The 26,626-nt window shown below is 69.4% G+C and carries 23 protein-coding genes; 8 read left to right on the plus strand and 15 right to left on the minus strand.

Features of this window, described 5'->3' with window-relative positions; all coding sequences use genetic code 11:
* Positions 1-764: 764 nt before the first annotated feature.
* Complete coding sequence (locus ISF28_RS27645; RefSeq protein ID WP_198120400.1) at positions 765-1,658, minus strand: LysR family transcriptional regulator; 894 nt, start codon at positions 1,656-1,658, stop codon at positions 765-767.
* Between the two features lie 103 nt (positions 1,659-1,761).
* Here ISF28_RS27645 and ISF28_RS27650 point away from each other — a divergent pair, with 103 nt between their 5' ends.
* Together ISF28_RS27650 and ISF28_RS27655 are read left to right on the plus strand one after the other, a co-directional pair.
* A complete protein-coding gene (locus ISF28_RS27650) occupies positions 1,762-2,367 on the plus strand; it encodes a glutathione S-transferase family protein (protein WP_198120401.1) in 606 nt (201 codons plus the stop codon).
* A 7-nt stretch (positions 2,368-2,374) separates the two neighbouring features.
* Positions 2,375-3,274 (plus strand): pyridoxamine 5'-phosphate oxidase family protein, encoded by a 900-nt coding sequence (locus ISF28_RS27655; RefSeq protein WP_198120402.1) that lies wholly within the window; start codon positions 2,375-2,377, stop codon positions 3,272-3,274.
* 9 nt (positions 3,275-3,283) lie between these two features.
* Here the strand turns inward: ISF28_RS27655 and ISF28_RS27660 are convergent, their stop codons facing one another.
* From ISF28_RS27660 to ISF28_RS27680, 5 genes are all read right to left on the minus strand, one after another.
* Positions 3,284-4,414, minus strand: coding sequence for a DNA topoisomerase IB (locus tag ISF28_RS27660; protein ID WP_198120403.1), 1,131 nt, complete (start codon positions 4,412-4,414; stop codon positions 3,284-3,286).
* A 106-nt stretch (positions 4,415-4,520) separates the two neighbouring features.
* The gene (locus ISF28_RS27665; RefSeq protein WP_198120404.1) at positions 4,521-6,677 is read right to left on the minus strand and encodes a PEP-CTERM sorting domain-containing protein; all 2,157 of its coding nucleotides are present in this window, start codon (positions 6,675-6,677) and stop codon (positions 4,521-4,523) included.
* 185 nt (positions 6,678-6,862) lie between these two features.
* Entirely contained in the window at positions 6,863-8,503 is a 1,641-nt protein-coding gene (locus ISF28_RS27670) for a Na+/H+ antiporter (RefSeq protein WP_198120405.1), read from the minus strand.
* A gap of 72 nt (positions 8,504-8,575) precedes the next feature.
* Entirely contained in the window at positions 8,576-10,816 is a 2,241-nt protein-coding gene (locus ISF28_RS27675; protein WP_198120406.1) for a hybrid sensor histidine kinase/response regulator, read from the minus strand.
* Positions 10,817-10,821: 5 nt separating this feature from the next.
* The gene (locus tag ISF28_RS27680; RefSeq protein WP_198120407.1) at positions 10,822-11,991 is read right to left on the minus strand and encodes a pyridoxal phosphate-dependent aminotransferase; all 1,170 of its coding nucleotides are present in this window, start codon (positions 11,989-11,991) and stop codon (positions 10,822-10,824) included.
* Between the two features lie 200 nt (positions 11,992-12,191).
* On the opposite strand from ISF28_RS27680, the gene ISF28_RS27685 reads away from it, so the two are divergent.
* Both ISF28_RS27685 and ISF28_RS27690 read left to right on the plus strand, forming a co-directional pair.
* On the plus strand, positions 12,192-12,548 hold the full coding sequence (locus ISF28_RS27685) for a hypothetical protein (RefSeq protein WP_198120408.1): 357 nt from the start codon (positions 12,192-12,194) through the stop codon (positions 12,546-12,548).
* Positions 12,549-12,604: 56 nt separating this feature from the next.
* Complete coding sequence (locus ISF28_RS27690) at positions 12,605-13,210, plus strand: isochorismatase family protein (RefSeq protein ID WP_198120409.1); 606 nt, start codon at positions 12,605-12,607, stop codon at positions 13,208-13,210.
* 23 nt (positions 13,211-13,233) lie between these two features.
* Here the strand turns inward: ISF28_RS27690 and ISF28_RS27695 are convergent, their stop codons facing one another.
* From ISF28_RS27695 to ISF28_RS27705, 3 genes are read right to left on the minus strand one after another with little or no spacing between them, the layout of a single operon-like run.
* The gene (locus tag ISF28_RS27695; protein WP_198120480.1) at positions 13,234-14,727 is read right to left on the minus strand and encodes a tetratricopeptide repeat protein; all 1,494 of its coding nucleotides are present in this window, start codon (positions 14,725-14,727) and stop codon (positions 13,234-13,236) included.
* Between the two features lie 8 nt (positions 14,728-14,735).
* Entirely contained in the window at positions 14,736-16,997 is a 2,262-nt protein-coding gene (locus ISF28_RS27700) for a xanthine dehydrogenase family protein molybdopterin-binding subunit (RefSeq protein ID WP_198120410.1), read from the minus strand.
* The gene (locus ISF28_RS27705; protein ID WP_198120411.1) at positions 16,994-17,473 is read right to left on the minus strand and encodes a (2Fe-2S)-binding protein; all 480 of its coding nucleotides are present in this window, start codon (positions 17,471-17,473) and stop codon (positions 16,994-16,996) included. Before ISF28_RS27705 ends, ISF28_RS27700 begins: the two co-directional genes overlap by 4 nt.
* Before the next feature lie 160 nt (positions 17,474-17,633).
* Here ISF28_RS27705 and ISF28_RS27710 point away from each other — a divergent pair, with 160 nt between their 5' ends.
* Entirely contained in the window at positions 17,634-19,997 is a 2,364-nt protein-coding gene (locus ISF28_RS27710) for a diguanylate cyclase domain-containing protein (RefSeq protein WP_198120412.1), read from the plus strand.
* Here the strand turns inward: ISF28_RS27710 and ISF28_RS27715 are convergent.
* The 6 genes from ISF28_RS27715 to ISF28_RS27740 all read right to left on the minus strand — a co-directional run bounded on the left by ISF28_RS27715 (position 19,979) and on the right by ISF28_RS27740 (position 25,139).
* Positions 19,979-21,307 (minus strand): erythromycin esterase family protein, encoded by a 1,329-nt coding sequence (locus ISF28_RS27715; RefSeq protein ID WP_198120413.1) that lies wholly within the window; start codon positions 21,305-21,307, stop codon positions 19,979-19,981. The two genes, ISF28_RS27710 and ISF28_RS27715, sit on opposite strands and share 19 nt — an antisense overlap.
* Positions 21,308-21,314: 7 nt before the next feature.
* Positions 21,315-22,505 (minus strand): SRPBCC family protein, encoded by a 1,191-nt coding sequence (locus tag ISF28_RS27720; RefSeq protein ID WP_198120414.1) that lies wholly within the window; start codon positions 22,503-22,505, stop codon positions 21,315-21,317.
* The gene (locus tag ISF28_RS27725; RefSeq protein WP_198120415.1) at positions 22,477-23,196 is read right to left on the minus strand and encodes a phosphoribosyltransferase; all 720 of its coding nucleotides are present in this window, start codon (positions 23,194-23,196) and stop codon (positions 22,477-22,479) included. Before ISF28_RS27725 ends, ISF28_RS27720 begins: the two co-directional genes overlap by 29 nt.
* Positions 23,197-23,290: 94 nt before the next feature.
* A complete protein-coding gene (locus ISF28_RS27730; protein ID WP_198120416.1) occupies positions 23,291-23,758 on the minus strand; it encodes an Hsp20/alpha crystallin family protein in 468 nt (155 codons plus the stop codon).
* 282 nt (positions 23,759-24,040) lie between these two features.
* On the minus strand, positions 24,041-24,883 hold the full coding sequence (fghA, locus tag ISF28_RS27735; protein WP_198120417.1) for an S-formylglutathione hydrolase: 843 nt from the start codon (positions 24,881-24,883) through the stop codon (positions 24,041-24,043).
* 79 nt (positions 24,884-24,962) lie between these two features.
* The gene (locus ISF28_RS27740) at positions 24,963-25,139 is read right to left on the minus strand and encodes a hypothetical protein (protein ID WP_176936514.1); all 177 of its coding nucleotides are present in this window, start codon (positions 25,137-25,139) and stop codon (positions 24,963-24,965) included.
* 183 nt (positions 25,140-25,322) lie between these two features.
* Between ISF28_RS27740 and ISF28_RS27745 the strand changes: the two genes are divergently transcribed.
* The 3 genes from ISF28_RS27745 (at position 25,323) to ISF28_RS27755 (ending at position 26,616) form a co-directional block, all read left to right on the plus strand.
* Positions 25,323-25,541 (plus strand): hypothetical protein, encoded by a 219-nt coding sequence (locus tag ISF28_RS27745; protein ID WP_229519433.1) that lies wholly within the window; start codon positions 25,323-25,325, stop codon positions 25,539-25,541.
* A 446-nt stretch (positions 25,542-25,987) separates the two neighbouring features.
* On the plus strand, positions 25,988-26,269 hold the full coding sequence (locus ISF28_RS27750; protein ID WP_198120418.1) for a hypothetical protein: 282 nt from the start codon (positions 25,988-25,990) through the stop codon (positions 26,267-26,269).
* Positions 26,270-26,277: 8 nt separating this feature from the next.
* Complete coding sequence (locus ISF28_RS27755) at positions 26,278-26,616, plus strand: PepSY domain-containing protein (protein ID WP_198120419.1); 339 nt, start codon at positions 26,278-26,280, stop codon at positions 26,614-26,616.
* Positions 26,617-26,626 lie beyond the last annotated feature (10 nt).

Here is a 26,626-nt window from a genome sequence, read left to right on the forward strand (position 1 = left end):
GGAAGATGCCGCAGCGTACGTGGAAGCAGGCCGCCAACCAATTCGCCATCATGTTCGGCGAACGCTTCACAAACGCAATTACCTAACTACGAATTCTGGCCCCGCACACAGAATTTCTGACAGGTCCGAAGCCCACTCTCTGCGCTAAGCCCCGAGCCGGAAAAAACGACGATCTTGTTTTGCTGAACTTCGGGTTTCATTCATATTCCGCTGGGCAGGATAGAACTGTTTCAAAAGGCGTAGAGGGCGCGACCGTCCGCTCTTGGCCTCAGTGTACGACCCGTATTGCTCTTCTGGCACGTTGGAGTTTTGATAGGCGCACTCAGCGATTTGGCGAGCATGCAAAACCGGTCACGAAAGCGGTTGCAAATAACGAAGGTTGATTCATTGACGAGCAAGGCGGCCGGCCGACACCCGGCCATGAGTTCGTATCACCACATCCTGCTCGGCACCAAACGTTTTCCTTAAACCGCGCTCTCAAGCCGGCCGCACCCGAGGACCACTGGCTGGTGGCCTGCATCGGCAAAAAACCGTTCCAGTCCGGCGTCGCCCTGGCCACGATGTACGGCGTATGTGTGATCTTTGCCTACCACGTTCGCATCGAATACTTTCCGAGCGCTGCAGCGGCGGATCATCGGATGCTTCCTCGTGGCGTTCGGCCGCGAAGAACGAGGCGTCGCCGTTTTATGTCCTGGCGTCTTTTGCCGGTCGCTGCGGCGATATGCATTCTCGGTCCGGACACCCGGACGGGCCCGCGCGGCCGCTCAGCGGATCACCGCCAGCGCCGCGAATTCCTCGACCGCGAAGTCGACGAACGCGCGCAGCCGCGGCGCCATGTGGCGGCTGCTGCGCAGCACCAGGTGCACGGGCACCGGCTCCGGCTCGTAGTCGACCAGCAGGCGGCGCAGCAGCCCGGCCCGCAGGTCCGGCTCGACCTGGTACGACAGCGCGCGGGCGATGCCGAAGCCGTCGCGCGCGGCCGCCAGCATGGCCTCGACGTCGTTCACGCGCAGGCGCGGGCTGTAGCGCACGACGTGTTCGCGGCCCGCGCCGGCGAAGCGCCACTCGGCCACGCTGCGCACGGCCGTCGACATGATCAATTCATGGTCCGCCAGGTCGGCGGGCGCGCGCGGCGTGCCGCGCCGGTCGAGGTAGGCGGGGCTCGCGACCGTCACGCGGCCGACCTCGCCCAGCCGGCGCGCCACGAGGCTCATGTTCGACAGCGCGCCGATGCGCAGGGCGGCGTCGATGTCTTCCTCGATCAGGTCGACGTTGCGGTCGGACAGCAGCAGGTCGACCTGGATGTCCGGATGGCGCAGCAGGAAGCGCGTGACGATGGGCGCCACGTGGCGGCGGCCGAACGCGGTCGGCGCCGTGATCCGCAGCAGGCCGCGCGGCGCGCCGGCGCCCGGCGGCTGCAACGCCGCGTCGTAGTCGGCCAGCAGGCGGCGCGCCTGTTCCGCCAGGCGCAGGCCTGTCTCCGACGGCGTCAGGCGGCGCGTGCTGCGTTCGAACAGCCGGGCGCCGGCGCGCGTCTCGAGCTGGGCCAGGATGCGCGTGACCGCCGCCGGCGAGCGCCCCAGCTTGCGCGCGGCGGCCGCCATGCTGCCCGCGTCGAGGATGGCGATGAACACGTGCAGCTCGTCGAGTCGGTCCATGATTATTGCAAGTGTCGAAATGCTGAATTGCCATTATGCCGGATTCCGGTGTGAATTAAGCGGCAGTACGATGCATGCATCCTCAACGACCCGCGAGACGATCATGACCCACGCCCGCATCCTCCACGGCACCCGCCTGTCCGGCCACACGCACCGCGTGCAGCTGTTCCTGCACCTGCTCGACCTGCCGTACGCCTTCGCCGACAGCCCGGCCGACGTGCGCCGCTCGGCCGCGTTCCGCTCGCTCAATCCGCTGGGCCAGATTCCCGTGCTGCAGGACGGCGACGCCGTACTGGCCGACAGCAACGCCATCCTCGTCTATCTCGCGAAGCGCAACGCGGCCGGCACGGCGTGGCTGCCGGAAGACCCGGTCGGCGCGGCCCGCGTGCAGCGCTGGCTGTCGCAGGCGGCGGGCGAGATCATGTTCGGCCCGGCCGCCGCGCGCGTCTCGGCACGCTTCTACGACACGGGCGTGCCGCCGGCGCTGTCGCAGGCGCTGGCCGCCCGCGTGCTGGGCCTGATGGACGGCGAGCTCGCGGCGCGCGACTGGCTCGCGGCCGACCATCCGACCATCGCGGACGTCGCATGCTACAGCTACGTCGCGCATGCGCCGGAAGGCGGCATCGCGCTCGATCCTTACCCGCACGTGCGGGCCTGGATCGCCCGCGTGCAGGCGCTGCCGGGTTTCGTCGCGATGCCGCGCGAGTGAGGCGATCATGGATGGCGACCGCATTCCCACGCCGTTCCACGCCGGCGAGCTGCAGGCGCAGGCCATGGCGGGCATCGAACCGTTCAGCCCACCGATCCGCAACCGCATGCCGGACCAGCACCGCACCTTCTTCCCGCTGCTGCCGTTCGTCTGCGTGGCCGTGGCGGACGGAGGCGGGTGGCCCCTCGCGACGTTCGTGCAGGGACCGCCGGGCTTCGCCCATTCGCCCGATCCGGCGCGGCTCGAGGTCGCCGCGCTGCCGGCCGCCGACGACCCGGCGCGGGAACGGCTCGCGGCCGGCGCCGCGGTGGGCCTGCTCGGCATCGATTTGGGCACGCGCCGGCGCAACCGCCTGAATGGCGTGCTGGCGCGGGTGGACGGCGCCGGGTTCGCCGTCGACGTCGCGCAATCGTTCGGCAACTGTCCGCGCTACATCCACGTGCGCGCGCTCGTGCCGGCGGACCGCGCGCCGGGACCGGCGACGGCGTTCGGCGCCGACGTGCCGGCGCGGGCGCGCGCGATGCTGGCCGCGGCCACGACCTTGTTCGTCGCCAGCGCCAGCGGCGCGGACGCGCAAGGCGCCGCGGCGGGCCTGGACATCTCGCACCGGGGCGGCCCGGCCGGCTTCGCGCGGCTGGAAGGCAACGTGTTGTCCGTGCCGGATTACGCGGGTAACCGCTACTTCAACACGCTGGGCAACTTCGTCGCGAATCCGCATGCGGCCATCGTGCTGGCCGACGTGGCGACGGGCGACGTGCTGCAGCTGCAGGGCGTCGTCGACGTGGACTGGACGGCGGCCCAGCCGGAGCGCGTGCCGCCCGTGGAGCGCATGTGGCGCTTCCGGATCGTGCGCGGCTGGCTGCGGCCGGGGGCGTTCGGGCTGGCCGAGCGGGCACCCGACGCGTAATCGGGCCGGTCACGCGGCGCGGCGCTTGACGGCCAGCTCGCCGGCCGCCGTCTCCTGCGCGAGGCGCCGTTCCAGCAGCGCGAGGACGGCCGCTTCCTCGGGCTGCAAGTCCTCGAGGTCTTCGACGAGGCTTTCCTCGGCGCGGGCGCGCAGGCCTTCCAGCATCGTGCCGTCGAGGTAGGCGTCCAGCACGGCCGGGTGCACGTAGCACTTGCGGCAGACGGACGGCGTGTTGCCCAGCCGCTGCGCCACGGATTCGATGGCGCGCACGACGTTCTTCTTGGCCTGGGCGTCGGAATCGACGGCCTCGAACTCCTGCAGCGCCAGCGCCGCCAGCACCGTGCCCGACCACGTGCGGAAATCCTTGGCCGTGTAATCCTCGCCCGTGATCGCGCGCAGGTAGTCGTTCACGTCTGAGGAACCCACGGTGTGCCGTTCGCCGTCCTCGTCGAGATACTGGAACAGGTCCTGGCCGGGCAGGTCGCGCGTGCGCCGGATGATGCGCGCCAGGCGCCGGTCGTGCACCTTGACGTCGTGATAGATGCCGCTCTTGCCGCGGAAGCGGAACTCGACGTCGCTGCCGTCGATGCGGACGTGGCGGTTGCGCAGCGTCGTCAGCCCGTACGACTTGTTCTCGCGCGCGTATTCGTCGTTCCCGATGCGCATCATCGTCGCTTCCAGCAGGTAGACGATCGTCGCGAGGACTTTTTCGCGCGGCAGGCCGGGGAGGGCGAGCGCGCGGTCGACTTCCTTGCGGATCTTCGGCAGCGCCTTGCCGAAGTTGATCATGCGTTCGTACTTGACCTCGTCGCGCACCTCGCGCCATTTCGGGTGGTAGCGGTATTGCTTGCGCCCGCGCGCGTCGCGGCCCGTCGCCTGCAGGTGGCCGTTGGCCTGGGGGCAGATCCAGACGTCCGTCCACGCGGGCGGGATCGCCAGCGACTTGATGCGCGCGAGCGTGGCCTCGTCCTCGACCGGCTCGCCCTTGGCGCCGCGGTAGCGGAACGCCCCGTCTGCGGCGGGCTCGCGCCGGATGCCGGGGCGGTCGTCGTGGACGTAGCGCAGGCCGGCGGCCTTCGCGGCGGCGGGCGGATCGGTGTTCGGCGGCGGGGCGGCCGGGGGTGCGTCTTCGCTCTTCATCGGGCTCGTCGTTCGCAACGGGGTAGATGGGTCGGAGCCAGTCTACCCCGCCGCAGTCCGCGCACCGTTCGGGAACTAACGCAGGGCGCGGCTGCCCGCCGGGCCGTCAATGCACGGGCACGTAGCGGACGGCGCCGCTGGCGAGGACGTCGTACACGGACGTGTCGACCGTGTGCGTGCCGGGCACGCGGGGCGCGCCCTGGATCTTTTTGAGGTCGATGACGGCGAGCCAGCTGGGCGTGCCGGTGGCCCAGTCCGCGATCACGGCGTAGGCGCGGCCGTCGTTGGGGCTCGTGTACGCAGTGATCGTGTGCGGATCGTAACCGGCCGCGAAGTAGGCGCCGTCCGGCGTGTTCGGCAGATTGTTCACGACCGCATAGTCGACGAGGGCCGGCAACGTGCCGCCCGTGCCCGGCGTGGCCGGCAGCTGGAACACGGCGAAGCTCTGGCCGCCGAATTCGCCCGTCAGGATCCCCATGTGCTGGCCGCCCGGCGCCACCGAGATGCCGGAGATGCCGGCCGAGAACGAGCCGTCGAGCGCCACGACGCTGGACGGCGCCGTCCACGTGCCGATCGCGCTGCCGGAGCCGGGCGTGAAGCTGGCCTGGTTCAGGTCGGCCATCGACACGTTGGACGTGAACTCGTTCGACGCCAGCGCGATGCCGGTCGTGCAGTCGGCCGCGCTGGAATCGTATTCGCCGCCGCCGCCGATCGCGGTGTTTTCGTATTCGGCCAGCAGGCCGCCCGTGCCGGACAGGCGCACGAGGCCGTAGTTGTTGTCTTCGCCCGGGGTCAGCAGGAGGTTGCGGCCCGCGTCGACCGAGATGTTTTCGGACACGATGTGGTTCAGCCGCAGCGGCGTGCCGAACGCGTTGGTACCCAGGTTCAGCGCCTGGATGCCGGAGCCGGACGGGCTGTCGGACAGGCCCACCGTGACGTAGGCGGTGTTCGTCAGGCCGTTCACGGCCACGCCGCAGTTGCGGCAGGTGCCGCCGGAGAAGCTCGCGCCCATCGTGGCGCCGCTCGCCAGCGTATTGGTCAGCGTGTGGCCGTTGATCAGGTACACGTCGTTGGTGTTGGCGGTGCACACGGCCTGGCCCGTGCTCGGGTTGGCGGAGCAGGAATTGACGACGCCGGCAGTCGGGATCGACGTGGGCGCGCCCGCGCCTTCGATCGGCACGACCTGGACCCCGGTGGCGCCGCCGCCCCACCAGCCGTTCGGCACGTAGGCGGTGACCGTCGGGCCGAGCGCGACGGCGAGGGAGCTGGTCGGCAGGCAGGAGTTGAGCGTCGTGTTCGTCGTCGTCGCGTTCATCACGGCGCACGTGGTGCTGGCGAACGCGCCCGCGCCGCTGCCGCCGGACAGCGACACATAATACGTGCCCTGCGCGAGCGCGGCCGGGATCTGGAAGCGGACCTGGGACGTGCTGCCGATCACGGGGATGATGGCGGACGCCGGCGTGACGACCTGGCCGGCCACCGGGCCGCCGACGGCGCAGGTGGGTGCGATCGTCACCATCACGCCGGCGGGCGCCACGGCGGGCAGGCCCATCGCCGTGACCTTCAGGTACGACACGCCGACGACGCCGCTGCTGGGAATTGACGCGGCGGCCAGCTTGACGGCAGTGGTGGCCGACGCGCCGCCCGCCGCGGCGAGCAGGGCCGCGGCGACGGCCCAGCGCCCGCGCCGGCGCAGGCCGAAGGCGGCGGCGCCGATCAGCACGAGCCAGGCGGACGACGGCTCCGGCACGGACACGCTGCGCGGTTCGTGCACGTACAGGATGCCGAGCGAGCCGTCGTCCAGCGCCGGGCCGTGGATGTCGCCGAGCGTCACGGGCGTGAACGCGGCGTCGATGTCCATCATGGTGCCGGTCCCGGGATCGATGGACGTCGGGTTCACGAGGCCCGACAGCGTCGCCGCGACGGGCAAGGTGGTGCCGCCGATCGCGACGGTCGGGCCGTCCAGCGACATGCCGTCGATGCTGAGCGTAAAGTCGGACAGGCCGAATGCGTGCGAACTGCCGTCCGAGAACGTGACGAGCAGGTTCAGCGACGTGAAGGCGAGCGGCGTGGCGACCGGGAAGTCCGGCGCGAGGGCGTTCGGACCGGTGAGGTTGGCGATGTCGAACTGGGCCGTGGTGCCCGACGTGACGTCGAACGACATATAGCCGATCGCGACGGGGCTGGCCGCGGCCAATTGCGAGAACAAGAGCACGACGAGCGTGCCCAGCCATCTGATGCCGAGACTGAGTTTCCCCAACATGGTGATCTCCCTGATTATTGGTATGAGTGAAATCAACGACTTGGTACGTTCCTGCGAGCGACTATTGAGCAAGAATCACACCATGTTGGATAACCGCGTGTAATCAAGACCTTGCAAATTGGTTGCGACCGCATTGTAAAATTGGCCGACAGCGCGTCATGCGGGCCGGGTCGGGCCGGCGCCGCCTAGTCCTGCCGGTAAGTCGCTTCCAGCAGGTCGATCTGGCGCAGCAGCTTGCGCGCCGTCTCGTCCGGGACGTCCATGCGGCGGGCCAGGCGCAGCACGGCGTCGCGCTCGGCGTTCAGCGCCAGCAGCCGGACCGCGCGCTCCGCGCGTTGCAGCGCCTGGGCGTCGCCGTGGCCGTTGACGGCGTCCGTCGCGTCGAGGCGGTGGCGGTACAGCCGCAGCACGTGGCCCACGGCCTGTTCGCGCAGGCCGGGGTCGGCGGCGTCGGCCGGCGCGCCGTCGCCATCCCGCAATTTCTCGAGCGCGGCGATGGCGGCCAGCGTGGCCGCGTGGCGGGCATCGTCCTCGTCGCATTGCGCTTGCGGTTCGTCCGGCATCGTGAGGCCGCGCAGCAGGGCGGGCAGGGCGGCGCTGGCCAGCAGCAGCGAAAACACGATCACGCTGCTGGCGAGGAAGATCGCCAGATTGCGCGCGGGAAACGGCGAGCCGTCCGGCAGGGCCAGCGGCAAGGTCATCACGCCGGCCATCGTCAACGCGCCGCGCACGCCCGACACGGACGTGGTCAGCATTACGCGCAGGCGCGGCTCGAAGGCCCGGCGGCCGAGACGCTTGCGGTTCAGGATCGTCAGTCGCAGCGAAATCCACACCCACACGAAGCGCAGCAGCACGAGGCCCAGGCTGAGCGCCAGTGCGCGGCCGGCGAGCCACCACGGGTCGTACGGCTGGCCGCCGTGCGGACGCAGGGCGCCGCGCGCGATGTCCGGCAACTGCTCGCCCAGCAGCACGAACATGGTGCCGTTCAGGGTGAATTGCAGGGCGTCCCAGATGACGTTGCGGCGGATGCGCGTGCCCGGCGTCGCGGCGCCGGACAGTTCCAGGTAGCTCATCGTGACGCCCGCCGCGACGGCCGCCAGGATGCCGGACGCGTTCAGCCGCTCGGCCACGAGGTAGGCGCCGAACGGCGTCAGGAGGTTGATCAGCACGGGGACGCCGTCCTCCTCGCCGAAGCGGCGCTGCAGCAGGCCGTGCGTGCGCGTGATGGCGAAGGTGATGGCCACGCCGGCGGCGATGCCCGCCAGCGCGATCCACAGGAACGACAGCCCCGCCCGCGCCAGCGAGAAGTGGCCCGTCACGGCCGCCGCGACGGCGAAGCGGAAGCATACGAGGCCGCTCGCATCGTTGAGCAGGCTCTCGCCCTCGATGATGTGCTGCAGGCGCGGGGGCATCGGCACGCGCGCCGTGATCGACGACACGGCGACGGGATCCGTCGGCGCCACGATGGCGGCCAGCGCGAACGCGACGGCGAGCGGCATCGCCGGGATCATCCAGTGCAGCAGATAGCCGGCGCCGACGACGGTGAACACGACGAGGCCCAGGGCCAGCTCGAGGATCGTCGCCTTGTCGCGGAACAGCCCGATCTTGGGAATGCGCCAGCCGTCCACGAACAGCAGCGGGGGCAGGAACAGCAGGAAGAAGATTTCGGGATCGAGCGCGACGCCGTGCCGGAAGCCGCCCGCGATCACGGCGCCCAGCGCGATCTGGATCAGCGGCAGCGGCAGCGCGACGGGCAGCACGCGCGCCACGTAGCCGCTGGCGATCACGGCAACGAGCATCGCCAGGACGACTTCGACGGTCTCCATGCATCATCTCCTTGGCATCGATGATAAGGTTGGGCCCAACAGCAAGACCCACCAGCACGATGCGAAGACGCGTCAGCGCCTGATGTTGGCTTCCGCCGCGGCAGCCAGGATGTCCGCCAGCTGCGTCGTGTTGACCGGCTTGACGAGGTAATGATCGAACCCGGCGGCCGTCGACGCGTCGCGGTCCTGCTGGCGGCCGTAGCCCGTCATTGCGATGAGGGTCGCGCCGTTGGCCTGCGGCAGCATGCGCAAGCGACGCGCCAGTTCGTTGCCGTCGAAGTCGGGCAGGCCGATGTCGAGCAGGCAGACTTCCGGCACGAACGTCTTCGCCAGCTCCAATGCGTCGGTGGCGGAGTACGCGACTTCCACGCGGTGGCCGCCGGAACGGAGGAACAGCTGCAGCGTGTGCACGGCGTCGACGTTGTCGTCCACGAGCAGGATGCGCAGCGGTACGCCGCCGTCGCCCTGTTCGTCGCCGACGACGGGCGCCGGCGCCAGCACGACGTCCTGCGTGTAGCGGGGCAGCCGCACGGTGAACGTGGACCCCTTGCCGAGGCCGGGGCTGTAGGCCTTCACCTCGCCGCCGTGCAGTTCCACGAGGCTCTTCACGAGCGCGAGGCCGAGACCGAGGCCGCCCTGCGAGCGATCCGGCGTGCGCTCGGCCTGGGTGAACAGGTCGAACACGCGCTCGACGAGGCCGGGCTCCATGCCGATGCCGTCGTCGGCCACCGTCAGCACGTAGTCGTTGCCGTCGGCGTCCAGGCGCAGGTGGAGGGTGCCGCCTTCCGGCGTGTACTTGGTGGCGTTGTTGAGCAGGTTCGCGCACACCTGCACGAGGCGCTTGTGGTCGCCCTTCACGTACGCGGGCTGGGGTGGCAGCTCGATCACGACGCGGTGCCGGCGCGCCGCGATCAGCGGGCGGATCTGCTCGGCCGCGTCGTCGACGACGCGCTTGAAGTCCAGCACCTGGGTCGACAGCGACACGAGGCCGCGCGTGACGCGCGACACGTCCAGCAGGTCGTCGACGAGGCTCGTCATGTGGTCGACCTGGCGCACGATGATGGAACAGGTCTGGGTGATCTGGGCGTTATCGGAGTGCAGCAGCTTGAGCAGGTGGGCGCCCGTGCTGATCGGCGCCAGCGGGTTGCGCAGCTCGTGCGCGAGCATCGCGAGGAATTCGTCCTTCCTCTGGTCGGCGGCGCGCAGCTCGCGCTCGGCCAGCGAGCGCGCCATTTCCTTTTTCTGCAACGCGGCCGCCATGCGGTCCAGCGCCTGCGCCAGGTTGCCGATCTCCTCGTGGCCGTAGCCGATGCCGGAGCGCGCCTCGAGGTCGCCGGCGGCGATGCGCTCGGCGGTGCCCATCAGCTTGCGCACGCGCTGCACGATCAGCACGTCGCCGACGAGCCAGGCGGCCAGCAGCGCGAGCAGCGTCGTCGCGCCCAGGCCGAGCAGGGACATCATCTGGTCGTGGCGCGCGGCCGACAGGATCGTCTCGGTGGGGATGCCGATGGTGACCGTGTATTCGGTCAGCGACGGGGCGCCCACGCGGGCGAAGGTGTGCAGGCGCTCGATGCCGTCCTCGCCGCGGATCGTCACGGCGCGCTGGCCGGCCGTGTTCATTGCTTCCAGCGTGGCGGGCGACAGCTTGGTGCCGAAATAGCGCTCCGGATCGGGGCGGCGCGAGATGATCTTGCCGCCCGCGTCCGCCGTCGCCAGGATGGAGCCGGGCGGCAGGTTGATGTCGTTGACGAAGGTGTCCAGGCCTTCCAGGTCCATCGCCGCGAACACGACGGCCAGCACTTTGCCGCTGCGGTCGATGACGGGGTAGGTGAGGTTGATCGTGTGCTTCTTGATGACGCGGCCGAACACGTAGTCGCCGGCGATGAAGCGGCGTTCCGAGATGGCGCGGCGGAAGTGGGTGCGGTCGCCCAGGTTGACGGGATGCAGCAGCGGCACGGCGCTGCACGTCACGTCGCCGTTGAGCTGGATGAGGCCGAAGTTGACGAAGCCCTCGTTGCGATCGAGGACGTCGGACAGCAGCGACGTGCACTTGGCGGTGTCGCCCATCAGGTCGGGAACGCTGGCCAGGTCGACCAGGATCTGGCGCGCGCCCTCGATCGACTGGGCTTCGTTGGCGGCCGCCATGCCCGTCAGGCGGCGCAGGTTTTCTTCCGATGCCTTGATGGCATGTTCACGTTCGCGGACCCCGGACAGGATCGTCATCACCGCCAGCGGCGTGATCGCCAGCGCCACCAGCAACATGAGCCGGCTGCGCAGGCTGTTCAGCCGGAAGCGGCTCAAGCCAGATGTCATCTTATCTATCTTTTACCTGCCGCCACGCGGGCGGCAAACGCATCACCAAATTCGATTATCCTGCGGATTCCTTCGCGCAAGGTCGGCACATCGTCCGAAATATAGCCGAGTCGGACATGGCCCGGCTCGCCCAGCGCCTCGCCGGGCATGACGGCCACATTCTTTTCCTCGAGCAGCGCTTCGGCGAAACCGACCGTGTCCAGCGTCAGGCTGCGCACGTCTCCCCACAGGTACGGACCGGACGCCGGCGCGCGCATGACGATCCAGGGGACCTCGGCAAACAGCCGCACCACGAGGTCGCGCCGTTCACGGTAGTCCGCCATCATCGCGCGCGGCGCGCCGGTCGCGAATGCGACGACGGCGGCCACTTGCGACAAATGCGGCGCGGCGGCCGTGATCGGACCTTGCAGCGTCTGCATCGCGTCGACCACTTCGGCGGGCGCCAGCGCGAAGCCGACCCGCCAGCCCATCATGGCATAGCTCTGCGATGCCGAAAACAGCGTGACCACGCCCGTATTCCGCCAGTCGCACAATGCCGCCAGGCTGGTGTGCCCGCCGTCGAAGATCAGGTGTTCGTAGCTCTCGTCCACGATCACCCTGGCCCCGATGCGCTCCACCCATGCACGAAGGTGTTCCAGTTCCCGGCGAGTGTACACCTTGCCGGTGGGATTGTGCGGGTTATTGATGATGACGATGTCGGGTTGGCCGAGGCCGTCCAGCAGCGCGGGCGTGATTTCCTCGGGCAGATCGACGAGGATGGGGCGCAGGCCGAGCAGTTGTGACGTAGCAACATACGCCGGCCAATGCGGTTTGAAGACGAGGACGGTGTCGCCCGGGTCGCTGATCGTGTACAGGGCTTCGTACAGGCCCTGCTTGGCGCCGTTGGTGACGATGATCTCGTCGGGCCCGGCCTCGATGCCGTTTTCCGTCCGCAGCTTGGCCGCCAGCCGCGTGCGCACGTCGAGCGCGCCGGTCACGCCCGTGTAGGGCATGATGCGCTCGCGCTCGATGGCCTGCGCCACCGCGTCCAGCACGGGGCGAGGCGCCGGGAAGTGCGAGATTGCGATCGAGAAGTCGATGACGGGCTGGCCCTCGTTGCGCATGGCTTCCACGCGCCCGTGCATGGCGGTGGTGGCGAGGGGACGGGAGGAAGCGATCCGGGCTGAAATTTTCATTTGTTGTTCTCTTGGGAAGGTTGTTATTGAAAAGTCATGCTGCGCGGTGCTACGGCTGGGTGTTTCCTGATTGTACTAAAACGGTGAAACGATGCCGCACGCGTGGAAAATAGATTAAGGGAAATCGGCGCCGGGCGCGGGCGCCGTGCGGCGCGGTATTCTGGTACGGTGCCTGCAACGAGACCATGCGGGAGGACACCATGCAGCAATCCATCGTACGCACCTTCAAGCAAGTGACGGTCGCCGAGCAGGCGCGCATCGAGTTGCTGGCCGCCGGTGTCGAGCCGGACGACGTCGCGATCGACGTCCGCATCGACGAGAGCGGACCCGTGCAAGGCAATTTCACGGTCGGCGACGCGCCCGGCGTGACGGGCAAGACGGCCTATTCGCACACCTTCGCGCCGGTGGCGCAGGAGGACGTGCACGACTGCCAGGTCACGGTGTTCGCGGCCGACGCCGCGCTGGCAGCACGGGCCGCCGCCATCCTCGACCGGCTCGGCGGGCACGACCCGGACCCGGCCGCCGCCGCCCTCGCCGCTCGCCGGACGCGCCACTGAGTTTGCGCGACAATGGGATATCGCGGCAGCATGCCGCCGCCATCCGGAGAATGCGTATGAGCGCGATCCACCTCGACAAGGGCGACGCCCTGCTCGTGATCGACATGCAGGCCGACTTCCTGCCCGGCGGCGCGCTGGGCGTGGCGGGCGGCCACGAAGTCGTCGCCCCCATCAATCACCTGATCGCCTTGTTCCGCGCGCAAGGCCTGCCCATCTTCGCGTCGCGCGACTGGCACCCGCAGGACCACTGCTCGTTCCGGGCCCAGGGCGGACCGTGGCCGCCGCATTGCGTGGCCGGCACGCCGGGCGCCGGATTCGCGGCCGAACTGGCGCTGCCGGACGACGCCATCGTCGTCTCGAAGGCCACGACGGCCGGCGCCGACGCCTATTCCGCGTTCGGCGGCACCGACCTGGCCGCGCAGTTGCGCGAACGGGGCGTGGAACGCGTGACGGTGGTGGGCCTCGCCACCGATTACTGCGTGCTGAACACCGTGACGGATGCGCTGGAAGAGGGCTTCACGACGCTGATCGTGCCGGAAGCGATGCGCGCCGTGGACGTGCAGCCGGGCGACGGCCGGCGCGCGCTCGACCGCATGGTGGCGCGCGGCGCGGTGCCGGTGCGGCTGGGCGAGATCGGGATGGTGGCGTTGTCGGTCGCCTGAGGCGGCAGGGCGCGCCGTCGTCGTCACGTCAACAGCACCAGATGTCCCGCGATGTCGCGGCCGTGGTCGCGGCGCAGCGTGGCGCCTGCCGTCGCCACGACCCGGAACCCGGCGTCGATCGCCGTGCGCGTCACGTACTCCAGCGCATGCGCGAACCGGTTCGACGGCTGGATCGCATAGCCGCCTTCGCCGGCATCGTCCAGCGCCTCGCACGACAACGCGAACAGCCCGCCCGCGCGCAGCGCGTGGCGCACGCGCGCGAACAATGGCGCCAGGTCGCCGATGTACACGAGCACGTCGGCCGCGACGACGAGGTCGCAGCAGGCGCCGCGCGGCGCGAGCCAGTCGACGATGTCGGCGCACGCCAGGTCATCGTACAGGCCCAGTTCCGCCGCCTTGTCCAGCATGCGCTGCGACAGGTCGATGCCCGTGACGTGCCGCGCCAGCGGGCGCAGGAAAGGCGCGCACAGGCCCGTGCCGCAGCCGAGGTCCAGCGCCGAGCGCACCGGCGCCGCCGCCAGGTGCGGACGCACCAGCGCATCCAGCAACGCCGGCGTGCGGTAGCCGAGGACGTCGACGAGGTGGCGGTCGAAGCGGCCGGCATACTGGTCGAACAGGCTTTTCACGTAGTCGGCCGGCGCGGCGTCCGGCTGGTCGCCTTCGCCCAGCGCGGCCAGCGCGAAGCGGATGTCGTTCGCGTCCGCGCCCAGCGCGAGGGCACGGCGGTAGGCCGCGACGGCCGCGTCGCGCTGGCCCAGCGCACGCAGCGTGTTGGCCCGGTAATGCTCGGCCAGGGCGTAGTCGGGCCGCAGGGCGAGCGCCCGCTCGTAGCTGTGAAGTGCGCCGGCGAGGTCGCCCGATTTCTTGAGCGCCGCGCCGCGCGCGCACCAGGTCTCGGCCTGCGGCGCCAGGGCCAGGGCGCGGTCGTAGGCGTCGCCGGCGGCCGCGTGGCGGTCCAGCGCCTGCAGCGCGTGGCCCAGCGCGACGAAGGCGTCGGCATATGCGGGCCGCGCCGCCAGCGCCTGCTCGGCGCTCGCGGCCGCGTCGGCGTGGCGTCCCAGGTCGTGCAGCACGATGGCCCGGTGGCACCACGCCTGCGCCAGCGCCGGGGAAAGGCCGAGGGCGCGCTCGTAGCTGTCCAGGGCGTCCTGCAGGCGGCCCAGCCGGCGCAGCGTGTTGCCGCGGTTGTCCCACGCGAGCGCATAGGCCGGGTCGAGGCGCAGCGACGTCTCGTAGCAGGCCAGCGCGGCGTCGGCGCGGCCCAGGTCCTGCAGCGCGGCCCCCAGGTTGCAGTGGGCGCGCGCCTGGTGCGGATCGACGCGCAGCGCGTCCTCGATCAGCTCGACGGCGCGCGCGGGCCGGCCGCGCTGGCGCTCGATCACGCCCAGCAGGTGCAGCGCGTCGAACTGGCGCGGCGCGCTCGCGAGCACGCGCTCGTACATGGCCTGCGCCTCGTCGAACCGGCCCTGCTGGTGCAACCGCACGGCCTGGCCCAGCAGGCCGGCCACGTCGTCCATCGTCACGCTCAGCTCCAGGACAGGTCGGCTTTCGCGAGCGGCAGCTCGCGCACCCGCTTGCCGGTGGCGGCGAAGATCGCGTTGCAGACGGCCGGCGCGAGCGGCGGCAGCGCCGGTTCGCCCAGGCCCGTGACGGGGTAGTCCGTCTTGAGGAAGTGCGCTTCGACCTTCGTCGGCGTGTCGGGCATGCGCAGCAGCGGGTAGTCGTGGAAGTTGCTCTGCACGATGCGGCCCTTGTCGATGTCGAGCGCCGGGTACATCAGGGTCGACAGGCCGTCGATCACGGCGCCCTGCACCTGGTTCTCGGCGCCGGACAGATTCACGATCTGGGCGCCGACGTCCGCGACGACGACGACGCGGTCCACGTGCAGCCGGCCTTCCTTAGCCACGGTCACCTCGGCCACTTCCGCCACATAGCCACGGTGGCTGAAGTGGAACGCGATGCCGGCGCCCTGGCCCCGCGCGAATTGCCGTTGCCCCCAGCCGGACCGCTCGGCCACGGCCTGCAGCACGTTGCGCATGCGCCCCACGTTGTACGGCACGCTCCGTTCGCCGGTACCGGCCACGAGGTCCTTGTCGCCCAACAGGTCGAGGCGGAACGCGAGCGGATCGCGCCCCGCCGCGTGGGCCAGCTCGTCGATGAAGCTGTGGAACACCCATGCGAACACATTGCTGCCCGGCGCGCGCCACGGACCCATCGGGATGCGGCATTCGAGCGGGGTCTGTTCGATCAGGCAGTCGGCGACCCAGCGGCCGGGGAATTCGTCGCCCGACAGGTTGCCGCCGCTGCCCGGCTGCAGCACGCTGGCCGTGCCGCCGTCGCTTTCCTTTTTCTTGACGCGGTTGGCGAACGTGACGAAGTGGTCGTGCCACGCGACGACCTTGCCCTGCGCATCGACGCCGCCGCGCAGGAAGTGGAAGCCGCCGGCGCGGAAGTGGTCGTGCTGCAGGTCGTCCTCGCGCGTCCACGTCAGCTTGACGGGCGCGTCGACCTTCTGTGCGATCGCGGCCGCCTCGACGATGAAGTCGGACGACAGCCGCCGCCCGAACCCGCCGCCGCTGCGCGTGATGTGCAGGATGATCTTGTCTTTCGGGATGTTGCAGGTCGAGGCCACGAGCGCCTGGCCCGCGCCCGGATTCTGCGTGGGCGCCCACAGTTCCAGCGTGCCTTCGCGAGGCTTGAACCACGCCGTGCAGTTCTGCGGTTCCATGCTCGCGTGCGAGATGAACGGATAGACGTAGTTCGCCGCCACCGTGCGCGCGGCGCCGGCCAGCGCCGCATCGACGTCGCCATCCTTGCGCATGACGGCGGCGCCGGGCTGGCCGCTCGCGGCCTGCGCCTGGGCGACGAAGCCCGTCCAGCTGTGCTCCGCGCCTTCGCCTTCGTCCCACGTCACCCGCAGTTGTTTGCGGGCGCGGAACGCGTTCCACGTCGAATCGGCGACGATCGCCACGCCGGGCCGCAGGCCGTGCAGGTTCTCCGTGCCCTCGACGATGAACGCCGCCTTCACGCCCGGCATGCGCTTGACGGCGTCCAGGTTCGCCTCGACGGGGCGGCCGCCCGGCACGGGGCATTTCACGTACGTCGCGTACAGCATGCCCGGCAAGCGCGTATCGATGCCGAACAGCGGCTTTCCCGCGACGACGAGCGCGTTGTCGACGCCGCCCACGCGCGTGCCCAGCAGGCGGTACGTGGCCGGATCCTTGAGTACGACGTCGGCGGCCGGCGGGACGGGCAGGGCGGACGCGGTGCGCACCAGCGCGCCGTAGCCCAGCCTGCGGCCGCTGGCGCCGTGCACGACGGCGCCGTGCTCCGCGCGGCACTCGGGCGCCGGCACGTTCCACGTTTGCGCGGCCGCTTGCACGAGCATCGTGCGCGCCGTGGCGCCCAGGCGGTGGAAGTTGTCGTAGTTGGCCGGCGTCGACGTCGAGCCGCCGGCGCCCTGCGAACCATAGACCGGATTCAGGTCGCCCTGCACGACGCGGACCGTCTTCCAGTCCACGTCGAGCTCCTCCGCCAGCACCATCGGCAGCGACGTCTTGATGCCCTGGCCGATTTCCGGCTGCTTGGAGACGAGCGTCACGCGGCCGTCCGTGCCGATGCGGATGAAGGCGTTCGGGACGAAGTCGCCGGCGGCGCCGTCGGCCCGGCCGGTGCCGGGCAGCGCGGCGATCGCGCCGCCCGCCTGCACGCCGAGCAGCAGGGCCGCGCCGGCGCCGGCCGACGTGCCGAGGAAGCGGCGGCGCGCGGGGGACACGGGGCGGTTCATGCCTTGTCCTTTCGCTGGTCCGCGATCTCGGCCGCCCGGTGGATGCCGGCGCGGATGCGTACATAAGTCGCGCAGCGGCACAGATTGCCGGCCATCGCGTCGTCGATCTGGGCGTCGGTCGGGTGCGGGTGCTGTTTCAGCAGGGCGCACGCCGTCATGATCTGGCCGGCCTGGCAATAGCCGCACTGCGGCACGTCCAGTTCCGTCCAGGCCTGCTGCAGCGGATGCATGGCATGCTTGTCGAGGCCCTCGATGGTCGTGATGCGGCGCTTGCCGATGCGGCCGACCGGCAGCTGGCAGGCGCGCGCCGGCTGGCCGTTCACGTGCACGGTGCAGGCCCCGCAGGCGCCCACGCCGCAACCGTATTTTGTGCCGACGAGACCCAGGGTATCGCGCAGCGCCCACAGCAGCGGCGTATCCGCTTCGACGTCGACGGCGTGGGCCTTGCCGTTCACGTGCAGTGTGTATTTACTCATGTTTCGTGCTTGTTGTCGTGTGCCGGACCTGAACTGTGCAATGCTAAACCAAACAGCCCCGTCAAGACCAAGGGAATCGACGTTGCGCTGCACATTGGTCGAAATCCAAGCGGTATGACATACTGGTACGGCCCGATGCGTAGCGGCACCGCCGACCCATATGCGAAGAACTCTCCCTTTTCCGACCACCCTGCGCAGCCGCCTGGCGGGCGCCGTCGGCGTGCTGGTGCTGGGTGCCACCTTGCTGGCCGGCCCGCTGGCCGTGGACGTGGCCGAACGCGACCTGCGCGCCGTGCTGGGCGGCCAGCAGTATGCGATGCTGTCCGGCGCCGCCGCCTTCCTCGACGACCTGCTCGAAGCGCGCCTGCGCCAGATGGCCGCGCTGGCCGCCGCGCTGCCGGCGGACGCCCGCCGCGACCCGCGCCGCCTGCGGGCCTGGCTGGCCGGACGCACGGCCGACGCGGGCGAGGACTTCGTCGACATCGCCGCCTTCGCGCGCAGCGGCGAACTGGTGGCCTCTAGCGCATCGATGGCAAGCAGCCAGCCGCTGACGGCCAACGGCCGCGCCTATTTCGAAGAAACGCTGCTGCGCGGACGCGGCGTCGTGTCCGATCCGGTCCAAAGCCGCCTGTCCGGCGCCAACATGGTGGTGGTGACGGCGCCCGTGTTCGACGACCACGGCGCGATCGTCTACGTGCTGGCCGGCCGCATCGACCTGCGGCACGCCCGTTTCCTGCGCCACATCGATGCCCTGCGCCCCGGCAGCACGGGTTATCTGTTCCTGATGTCGGCCGACGGCGCGCCGATCGACGCGCCGGCCGGGGCGGGGCCCGGCACCCAGCCCGGCCTGGAACGCGCGCTGCATGGATTCGAGGGGTGGCTGGCCGGCAGCGACCGCGAGGGCCCCGCCATCGTCGCGTACCGCCGCCTGGCGACGACGGGCTGGATTCTCGGCGCGCGATTTCCCGAGGCCGAGGCGTTCGCGCCGCTCGCGCGCGTGCGCCGCACGGTGCTCGTCGTGGCCGGCGTCCTCGCGCTGGCGGCCGCGATATTGGCGTGGTGGCTCGTGCGGCGCGGCCTGCAGCCGCTGGATGCGCTGCGCCGCAACGTGGCCGCCGTCCGTCACGAAGGTGCGGGCATCGACGTGCTGGCGCTCGCCCGCCGGGACGAGGTCGGCGAACTGGGCCGTGCGTTCCACGACCTCGTGCACGCGCGCGAGCGTGACGCCGCCCGCATGCGCGCGATCGCCGACAATGTTCCCGCCGTGATCGCCTACATCGACCGCGACGAGCGCTTCGAGTTCACGAACGCCGGCTTCGACCGGATGATCGGCACGCCGCCGGACTGGGCGCTCGGACGCACCGTGCGCGAGGCGCTGGGCGAGGCCGGCTACACGCGGCTCGAGCCGATGATCCGCGCCGCCCTGCGCGGCGAGCGCGGCCACGTGGAAGACGTGCGCAGCGACGACGCCACGCGCCACCAGATGATCGACACCATCCCGGACGTCGACCGCGACGGCCGCGTCGCCGGGTTCTACGTGATGGCGATGGACATCAGCGAACGCAAGGAAGCGGAACTGGCGCAGGCCGCGAGCGAGCAGCGCCTGCGCCTCATCGCCGACAACCTGCCCGTGCTGATCTGCTACATCGACCGCAACCACCGCCTGGGTTTCGGCAACGCGACGTTCCAAGCCTGGCTGGGCCTCGATCCCGTCCTCCTGCCCGGCATGCATTTGCAGGAGGTGCTGGGCAAGCCCGCGTACGACGCGGCCCGCCCGCGCCTGAGACAGGCGTTCGAGGGCGTCGGCGCCACGTTCGAGATGCCGCTGCAGGCGCAGGGCCGGCACCGCATCCTGGAATGGACGTTCGTGCCGGACGTGCAGGCGCAGGGCCGCGTCGCCGGCGTGTATGCGCTGGCACACGACATGACCCGGGTGAAGGAGGCGGAAAGCCGGCTCGTGCAGATGGCGCGCTTCGACAGCCTGACGGGCATCGCCAACCGCCGCCTGTTCGGCGAACTGCTGGGCCAGGCGCTGGAGCGCGCCCGCCGCCAGCGCCTGGTAGCGGGCCTGGCCTACCTGGACATCGACCGCTTCAAGGCCATCAACGACACGTGGGGCCATGGCGTCGGCGACGAGGTGCTCAAGGAATTCGCCCGACGCCTCGTCGGCTGCGTGCGCGCGACGGACACGCCGGCGCGCCTGGCGGGCGACGAATTCGTCGTCCTGCTGGAAGACGTCAAGGGCGCGGAAGAAGCGGAACGGATCGGCGCCAAGATCGTGGAGGCCATCCGCCGCCCGTTCGCGACGGGGGCGGGCGACCTGACCGTGTCGGCCAGCGTGGGCATCGCGCTCGTCCAGGGGACGGACGGCCCGCTGCCCACGCAGGACCAGGTGCTGGGCTGGGCCGACGCGGCGCTGTACGACGCCAAGCATGGCGGGCGGGACCGCTGCGTCGTGCGCATGGGCGAAAATGCGCCGGCCGCGGCCGCCCGCGACGTTCGCGTTCAGAATCCGGTCGGGTAAGTCTCCGGCGGTTCCTCCGCATGCCAGCCGCCGCCCGGGTCGAGGGGGCGCACGGCCGTCGTGTGATCGATGTGAATCACGGCGTCGAACTGGCGCGCCAGTTCCGCCGCAAAATAATGGCTGTGGCGCTCCGTACGGGGCTGGTAGATGACGCCGATGGCCCGTTCCAGCTTACGTTCCAGCATCGTGTCGCGGATACGGTTGCCGCCGTCGCGCAGCGGCAGCATGAAGCGGGGAATGCCTGTTTCGTGCAGCAATTCCTCGTAGCTGCCCGGCATGCCGGGCCTCACGCGCTTGTGCTCGGCCGGCGCATCCCATTCGGACGCGGCCGTGACGAAGCCGTCGTAGGTGGAAAAACCGATCAGGCGCGTCTGCCCGTCGTATTCCTTGCGCGCCAGTTCGCCGACGTTCCACTCGCCCATCTCGCCCATTTCCGTCGCGCGCGCGTCGCCGATGTGGGAATTGTGTTCCCAGACGACGATCTTGGCCGGCTGGTCGTCTGTCGACAAATGCTTGGCGAGCGCGTCCAGCGTCTCCGCCATATGGCTGTCGCGCAAATTCCAGGACGACACGCGGCCCCGGAACATCGTCCGGTAGTATTCCTCGGCGTTCTTCACGAGGCGCGCGTTCTGCTGGGCGTAGAAGAACGCCTCTTCGTCGCCGTCGCGGTACATGTAGTCGGCCGCGCGTTGCTGTAGCTGCTGCAATTGTTCCAGCACGCCTTGCTCGCACGAGGCGGACAAGTCGAGGCTCGCCGTATAGCCGTAGTGCTGGCTGTCCTCGTGGTAATGGTCGAAGCAGGCATAGCGCTCGCGCGCCTGGCGCGCCGCGTTCGGGTCGACCTGGTCGAGGTAGCGCAGCACTTCCTCGATCGACGTGAACATGCTGTACAGGTCGAGTCCGTAGAAGCCGGCCTGCCGCCCCGCCGCGCCCATATTGTGGTGGCGCAGCCATTGCACGAAAGCGGCGACGTCCGTGTTACGCCACATCCAGTTCGGGAAACGCTTGAAGCCGGACAGGGCTTCGTCGGCGTTGCGGTCCTCGCCGCGGCCGCGCACATAGCGGTTGACGCGGTAGGCGTCCGGCCAGTCGGCCTCGACCGCCACGGCATGAAAACCCTTGTCCTCGATGAGGCGCCGGGTGATGCGCGCGCGTTCCTCGTAGAACTCGTGGGTGCCGTGCGTCGCCTCGCCCAGCAGGACGAAGCGCGCGTCGCCGACGAGGTCGAGCAGGGCGTCGTAATCGCGTTCGCCGCCCGTCAGCGGGCGGGCGGCGGCGCGGAGCGCGGAGACGGCGTGCGGGGTCGCCATGACCGCCTCAGTGCAGCCAGCGGCCGCTCGGGCGCGGCCGCGCGGCGTCATGCGGCACGGCGCCCCGTTCGATGAAGGTCTTCATGCGCGCCAGGTCGTCGTCCATCCGGGCCTTGGGATCGGACCCGAGCAGCGTCGCGAGACCGTGGCCGAGGGCGCCCACGGGCGGCGTGTACGACATGCGCACGGTGACCCGGGTGCCGCCGCGGTGCGGCTCGAACTGGACCGAGCCGCTCTGCGGGATCTCGGCGCCGGCTTCGCTGCGCCAGGCCAGGCGGTGCGGCCGGGATTGCTCGGTGAGGACGGAATTCCATTCGTACTCGCTGCCGCCGGGGCCGCGCACGATCCAGTGCGAGCGGCCGCGCCCGAGGTCGCGCACCTCGACGACGTGGGACATGAAGTGCGGGAAGTTCTCGTAATTGGCCCACACGTCGTACACGTCGTCCGGCGCGGCGTCGATGTGGATGGATTTGCTGAAGTCGACCGTCTGGTCCATGCCGATGCCGCGCCCGCGCAGCATGCCCGTCAGGGGCTGGTTGGCGGCGCCCCGCGCCAGCAGCGCGGCGCCGGCCAGGCCCAGCAGGAGACCCAGCGGCGAGCGCCGCGTCAGGGCATACAGGGCCAGCAGGCCGCCGCCCGCCAGCGCGGAATTGCGCGCGGCGGGCGTCCATTCGCCGTTCGGTCCGGTCTGCAGCGCATCGCGCATGCGCGCACGCAGGCCGCCCGCGGCGGACGGGCCGGTGAGCGCATCGGCCGTCTTGTCCATGCCGTCGCCGAGGGCGTCGCCGGTCCGGCTCAACGCGCTCCTGGCCTTGCTGGTGGCGCGGGTCATACCGGATTCGACGGCATCGCCGGCGCGGCCCAGCGTGTCTTTCGCCTTGTCGAGGCCGGCGTCCAGCGCCTCGCTCGCGGCGCGGCCCATGCGTTCCAGCGCCGAGCCGGTGTGCGCATCGCTCGCCGTCTCCGCCGCACGGTGGCGCAAGTCGTCGGCCGCGGCGCCCACGCGTTCGCGCGCTCCCTGCCAGACATTGCCCAGCGCGCTCGACGTGCGCGCGCCCGCGTTGCGCACGGCCGCGGCCGATTGGGCGCGCCGGGCGCCGCCGCGGTCCGGGTCGAGCATGTACATCAGCAGGGCGCCGGCGGCGGCACCGCCGATCCATTTCGCGATTTCAAAGCCTGTGTCCGTTGTGTTTCTCATGATTCGCTCCTCCGGTTGGTCTGGCCCCGGCCGCCGCCTCGTCGTGCCAGGCGGTGGCCAGCAAATCCTGCACTTCCTCGTCGCTGGTCTGTTCGAACACGTCGTACCACTGGCCCACCGAGCGGAATTGCGGCGGGGTCGACAGGCAGACGAGATCGTCGACGCGCGCCGCGAGCGCGGCTGCCGTGTCCGGCGGCGCGACGGGGACGGCCAGCGCCAGCGTGCGCGGTCCGAGCCTGCGCGCCACCTCGATCGCGGCGAGCATCGTGGATCCGGTCGCGACGCCGTCGTCGACGAGGACCGCGCTGCGCCCCGCGAGGTCGAGCGGCGGCCGGCCGCCGCGGTAGGCGCGTTCGCGCCGCTGCAGCTCGGCCAGTTCGCGCGCCGTCACGGCATCCACGTCGTGCGCGCTGACGCCCAGCAGGCCGGGCACGCCGGGCTGGAGCACGCGCACGCCGCCGCTGCCCACGGCGCCCATGGCGAATTCTTCGTGGCCCGGCATGCCGAGCTTGCGGACGACGAGGATGTCGAGGGCGATGCCGAGCCGCTGCGCGATGGCGAAGCCGACCGGGACGCCGCCGCGCGGCAACGCCAGCACGATGGCATCGGGCTGGCCGGCATAGGCGCCGAGCTGCTTCGCCAGCAGCCGGCCGGCCTCGGTGCGGTTCTTGAAATGACGGATGTCGGCCATGATGCGCGTTGTTCCAGAGGTTCCTTCCAATGCCGCGGCATGCGCGCGGCCGGGCGGCCGCGAGGACGCCGACCGCCCGGGGCCGCGTTGCGGCTTACTGGATCGTCAGCTGGCGCGCCGTGCCGCCCTGTTTCTTGGGCAGCGACAACATCAGGACGCCGTCTTCGAGCCGGGCCTGGGCACTGGCATCGTCGACCTCGGCCGGCAGGGTGAAGCTGCGCTGGTATTTGCGCGTCGAGCGCTCAGAATACACCACCTGTTCGCCCTCGCGCTGTTCGTTTGCCTGCTGGCATTCGCCCTCGATGGTGACGCGCTGGCCGTCGATGGACACGTGCACGTCGTCCTTCTTGACGCCCGGCAGCTCGGCCTTCACTTCGAAGGTCTTGTCGGTCTCGCTGACGTCCAGCCGAGGCATGCCGACGTCGTCGCCGGACCAGCGGCCCTGGGCGAGCGGGGCGAAGAAATCCTGGAACATGTTCTCGACCATGCGTCCGAACTGGTCTTCCATGGCGCCGGGGCGGAATGTGGAGAGCGGCGTCGCGCCTCTTCTGATCAGGTTCATGATAGACCTCCCTTCTAATAGGAATAGGAATGACGTTCAGGAATGACATCCGGCGGCGCGCCGGACGCCGCCAATCCCATTTATAGGGCGCATAAAACCGGTTTGCAAGGGGCGCACGAAACGTGCGCGGGTGGCCGGGTAGAACGTTTGATTCCCGCCAGTGCGCGAGCGGAAACGGGGAATTCTACGAACCCGCCCGGGTCCATGACAGCAACGGGATCGCCGCGCGTCCCCGGTCCGTTCCGTCCATCCGCACGACGCGGCAGGACGCGGGCCGCCTCTTCAACCGAGGTTGCGGCGGTGAAAGCGCAGGTGGTCGTCGACGAACGTCGAGATGAAATAATAGCCGTGGTCGTAGCCCGGATGGAGGCGCAGTTCGAGCGGCTGGCCGACGGCGCGGCAGGCTTCCTCGAAGGCGTCCGGGTACAACTGTTCGGCCAGGAACTTGTCGGCGAGGCCCTGGTCGATCAGGATGCCTTTGGGGAAGGGCGGGATGTCGGCGTCCGCCATCAGCTCGGTCGCATCGTAGGCGCGCCACGCGTCGCGGTCGGGGCCGAGGTAGCCGCCGAACGCCTTTTCGCCCCAGGGACAGCGGGAGGGCGCGGCGATGGGGGCGAAGGCCGACACGGAGCGGAACAGGTGCGGGTTGCGCAGTGCCAGCATCAGCGCGCCGTGGCCGCCCATCGAGTGGCCGAAGATGCCGACGCGGGCCGGATCGGCGGGCAGGGCGGCCAGCACGAGTTCGCGCAGTTCGAGGATGTGGCTGTACATCCGGTAATGGCCGGACCACGGGGTGCGCGTGGCGTCCACGTAGAAGCCGGCGCCCGCGCCGAAGTCCCAGTCGTCCGTCTCGCCCGGCACGTCGGCGCCGCGCGGGCTCGTGTCCGGGGCGACCAGGATCAGGCCTTCCTGCGCAGCCACGCGCTGGGCGCCGGCCTTGATCATGAAGGTCTCTTCGGTGCAGGTGAGACCGGCGAGGTAGAACAGCACGGGCAGGCGCTTGCCTTGCGCGCCGGGCGGGAGGTACACGGAAAAACGCATCGGCAATCCGATGGCGGCGGAATCGTAACGGTAGAAGCGCTGGACGCCGTCGAAACAAGCGTGTTCGCCGAGGAGTTCGGGCATGGTTCGGTCCGTCGGAGGATGGGGTGGCCAAAAACGCAAGTATGCCTCGTCCGGAACGGCGCCGCCAGCGCGCTGCGGATCAGCCGCCGCCAATCCCCCGCATCACGCGTCCCGTGCCTTCGCATTCGGGACAAATCTTGCCGTCGGCCAGCTTGCCGCTGCCGCCGCAGGTTTCGCACAGGTCTTCGCCGGCGCCGGGCGTGCCGGGTTCCGCTTCGTCGCCGGGTTTCAGGTCGGGATCGGGCATGGCGCTCATGGGTTCCTCATGGTGGTTGGGTGACGGGGCCATTCTAGGCGCGGCGGAAAGCGGGCGGCGCACGGCGCGACGCGGCGCCCTATGTCCAAAAAATAAATCGGAAATAAACTTGACTTTGGCCAAAGCTGGGAAATACTCGTTAGGGCAGCAATCCCTTTCAATCCATCAAAGTCAGGAACGGCGATGAACCACAACACCCTCGAGCTCGAAGACGGTCAGCTGACCGTCCCCTACCAGCGCCGCGATTCTCAGCAGAAAGATATCGTCGACCTGGGCATTGCACTCCAGCAGCGCAGCAATACGATGTCGGCGGTGGAATACCTCCGTTCGCAAAACGTCGGCAACGACGTCATCGAACGCGTGTTGACGGAGCCGGGCCGCAGGCGCTCGTGGTGTCGTTAAGGGATTGCATCGCATCACTTGTGCACAAAGTTGCTCGTTTCCGTCTTGCATTTTTCTGTGATTTGTGTTCCGCTTGACCTCGTAAACCATTGATTTTACGACGGTTGAGTTTTGCCCACGCAACGGGCAAATTGTTGAAACCCGCATTGCTGCTTGGTTTTGACATGTCAATAGGGTGTTTTTCCACAACCTTATACACAGTTTTTGTGGATATCTGAACAAGGCTTGATCATCGGGCAACGAGACGGGCGCGGCCGGCATAGCCGCATCCGTTCTCGTCGTCCCGGTGCCGGCCGGATGCCACACCGACATCGCCGCCTTTCCGTTTCCGGGCCGTCCGCGGCCATTGCCTCCGCTTCGCCCGCCGTCGCTTCGATCGCGCCCGCAGCCCCGTCCGCGGTTGGTAAGAAATCCTTAAGGTCTTCTCTCCAACATCGCGTTTGTCGATGTCTGCAAGAAAACCAACCATGGTCTGCTCCCGACTGACCTTATTCCTGGACGCTCTTGCCCAGTCGATCTTGCCGTTTCCCAGACGAGCCGCACCCGGCGCGCATATTGTTTGTGATTTGACTTCAATCAATTTTCAAAAAAATTGGATTGCGTGGAGAGACGCCTTTTTCGCTATATTTTTTGAAACCGTACCGGCATTGTCCATTCGCGTGAAACGCTTGCCATGCAGCCGCTCGGCCGTGCGCGCCTATCCGGGTTTGATTTTCCTTGCAGGTTGACACCTCTCATGAAACTGCTCCCCACAACCATCGTGCTGACGTCTCTCGTTTGCAGTGGCGCGGCATTCGCCGATATCGATTGCTCGGACCCGGTCGATCAGTGGAAACCACGCGAAACGCTGCGCCAGGAGGTGGAACGAAACGGCTGGACCGTACAGCGCATCAAGGTGGACGACGGTTGCTACGAGGTGAGGGCGGTCGATCGCGACGGTAACAAGCTGAAAGCGAAATATTCCCCCGGCACGTTGAAAATCCGCGGCTACGAAATCGAGTTCCGGTCGGACGCGGAGACTTCTTTCTCGCCCGCGCGCAAGCGGCATGCGTACGGACAAAAACACGATCAATAAAGGACATCCC

Source organism: Massilia rhizosphaerae (genome assembly GCF_016093545.1).
Classification (GTDB): domain Bacteria; phylum Pseudomonadota; class Gammaproteobacteria; order Burkholderiales; family Burkholderiaceae_D; genus Telluria; species Telluria rhizosphaerae.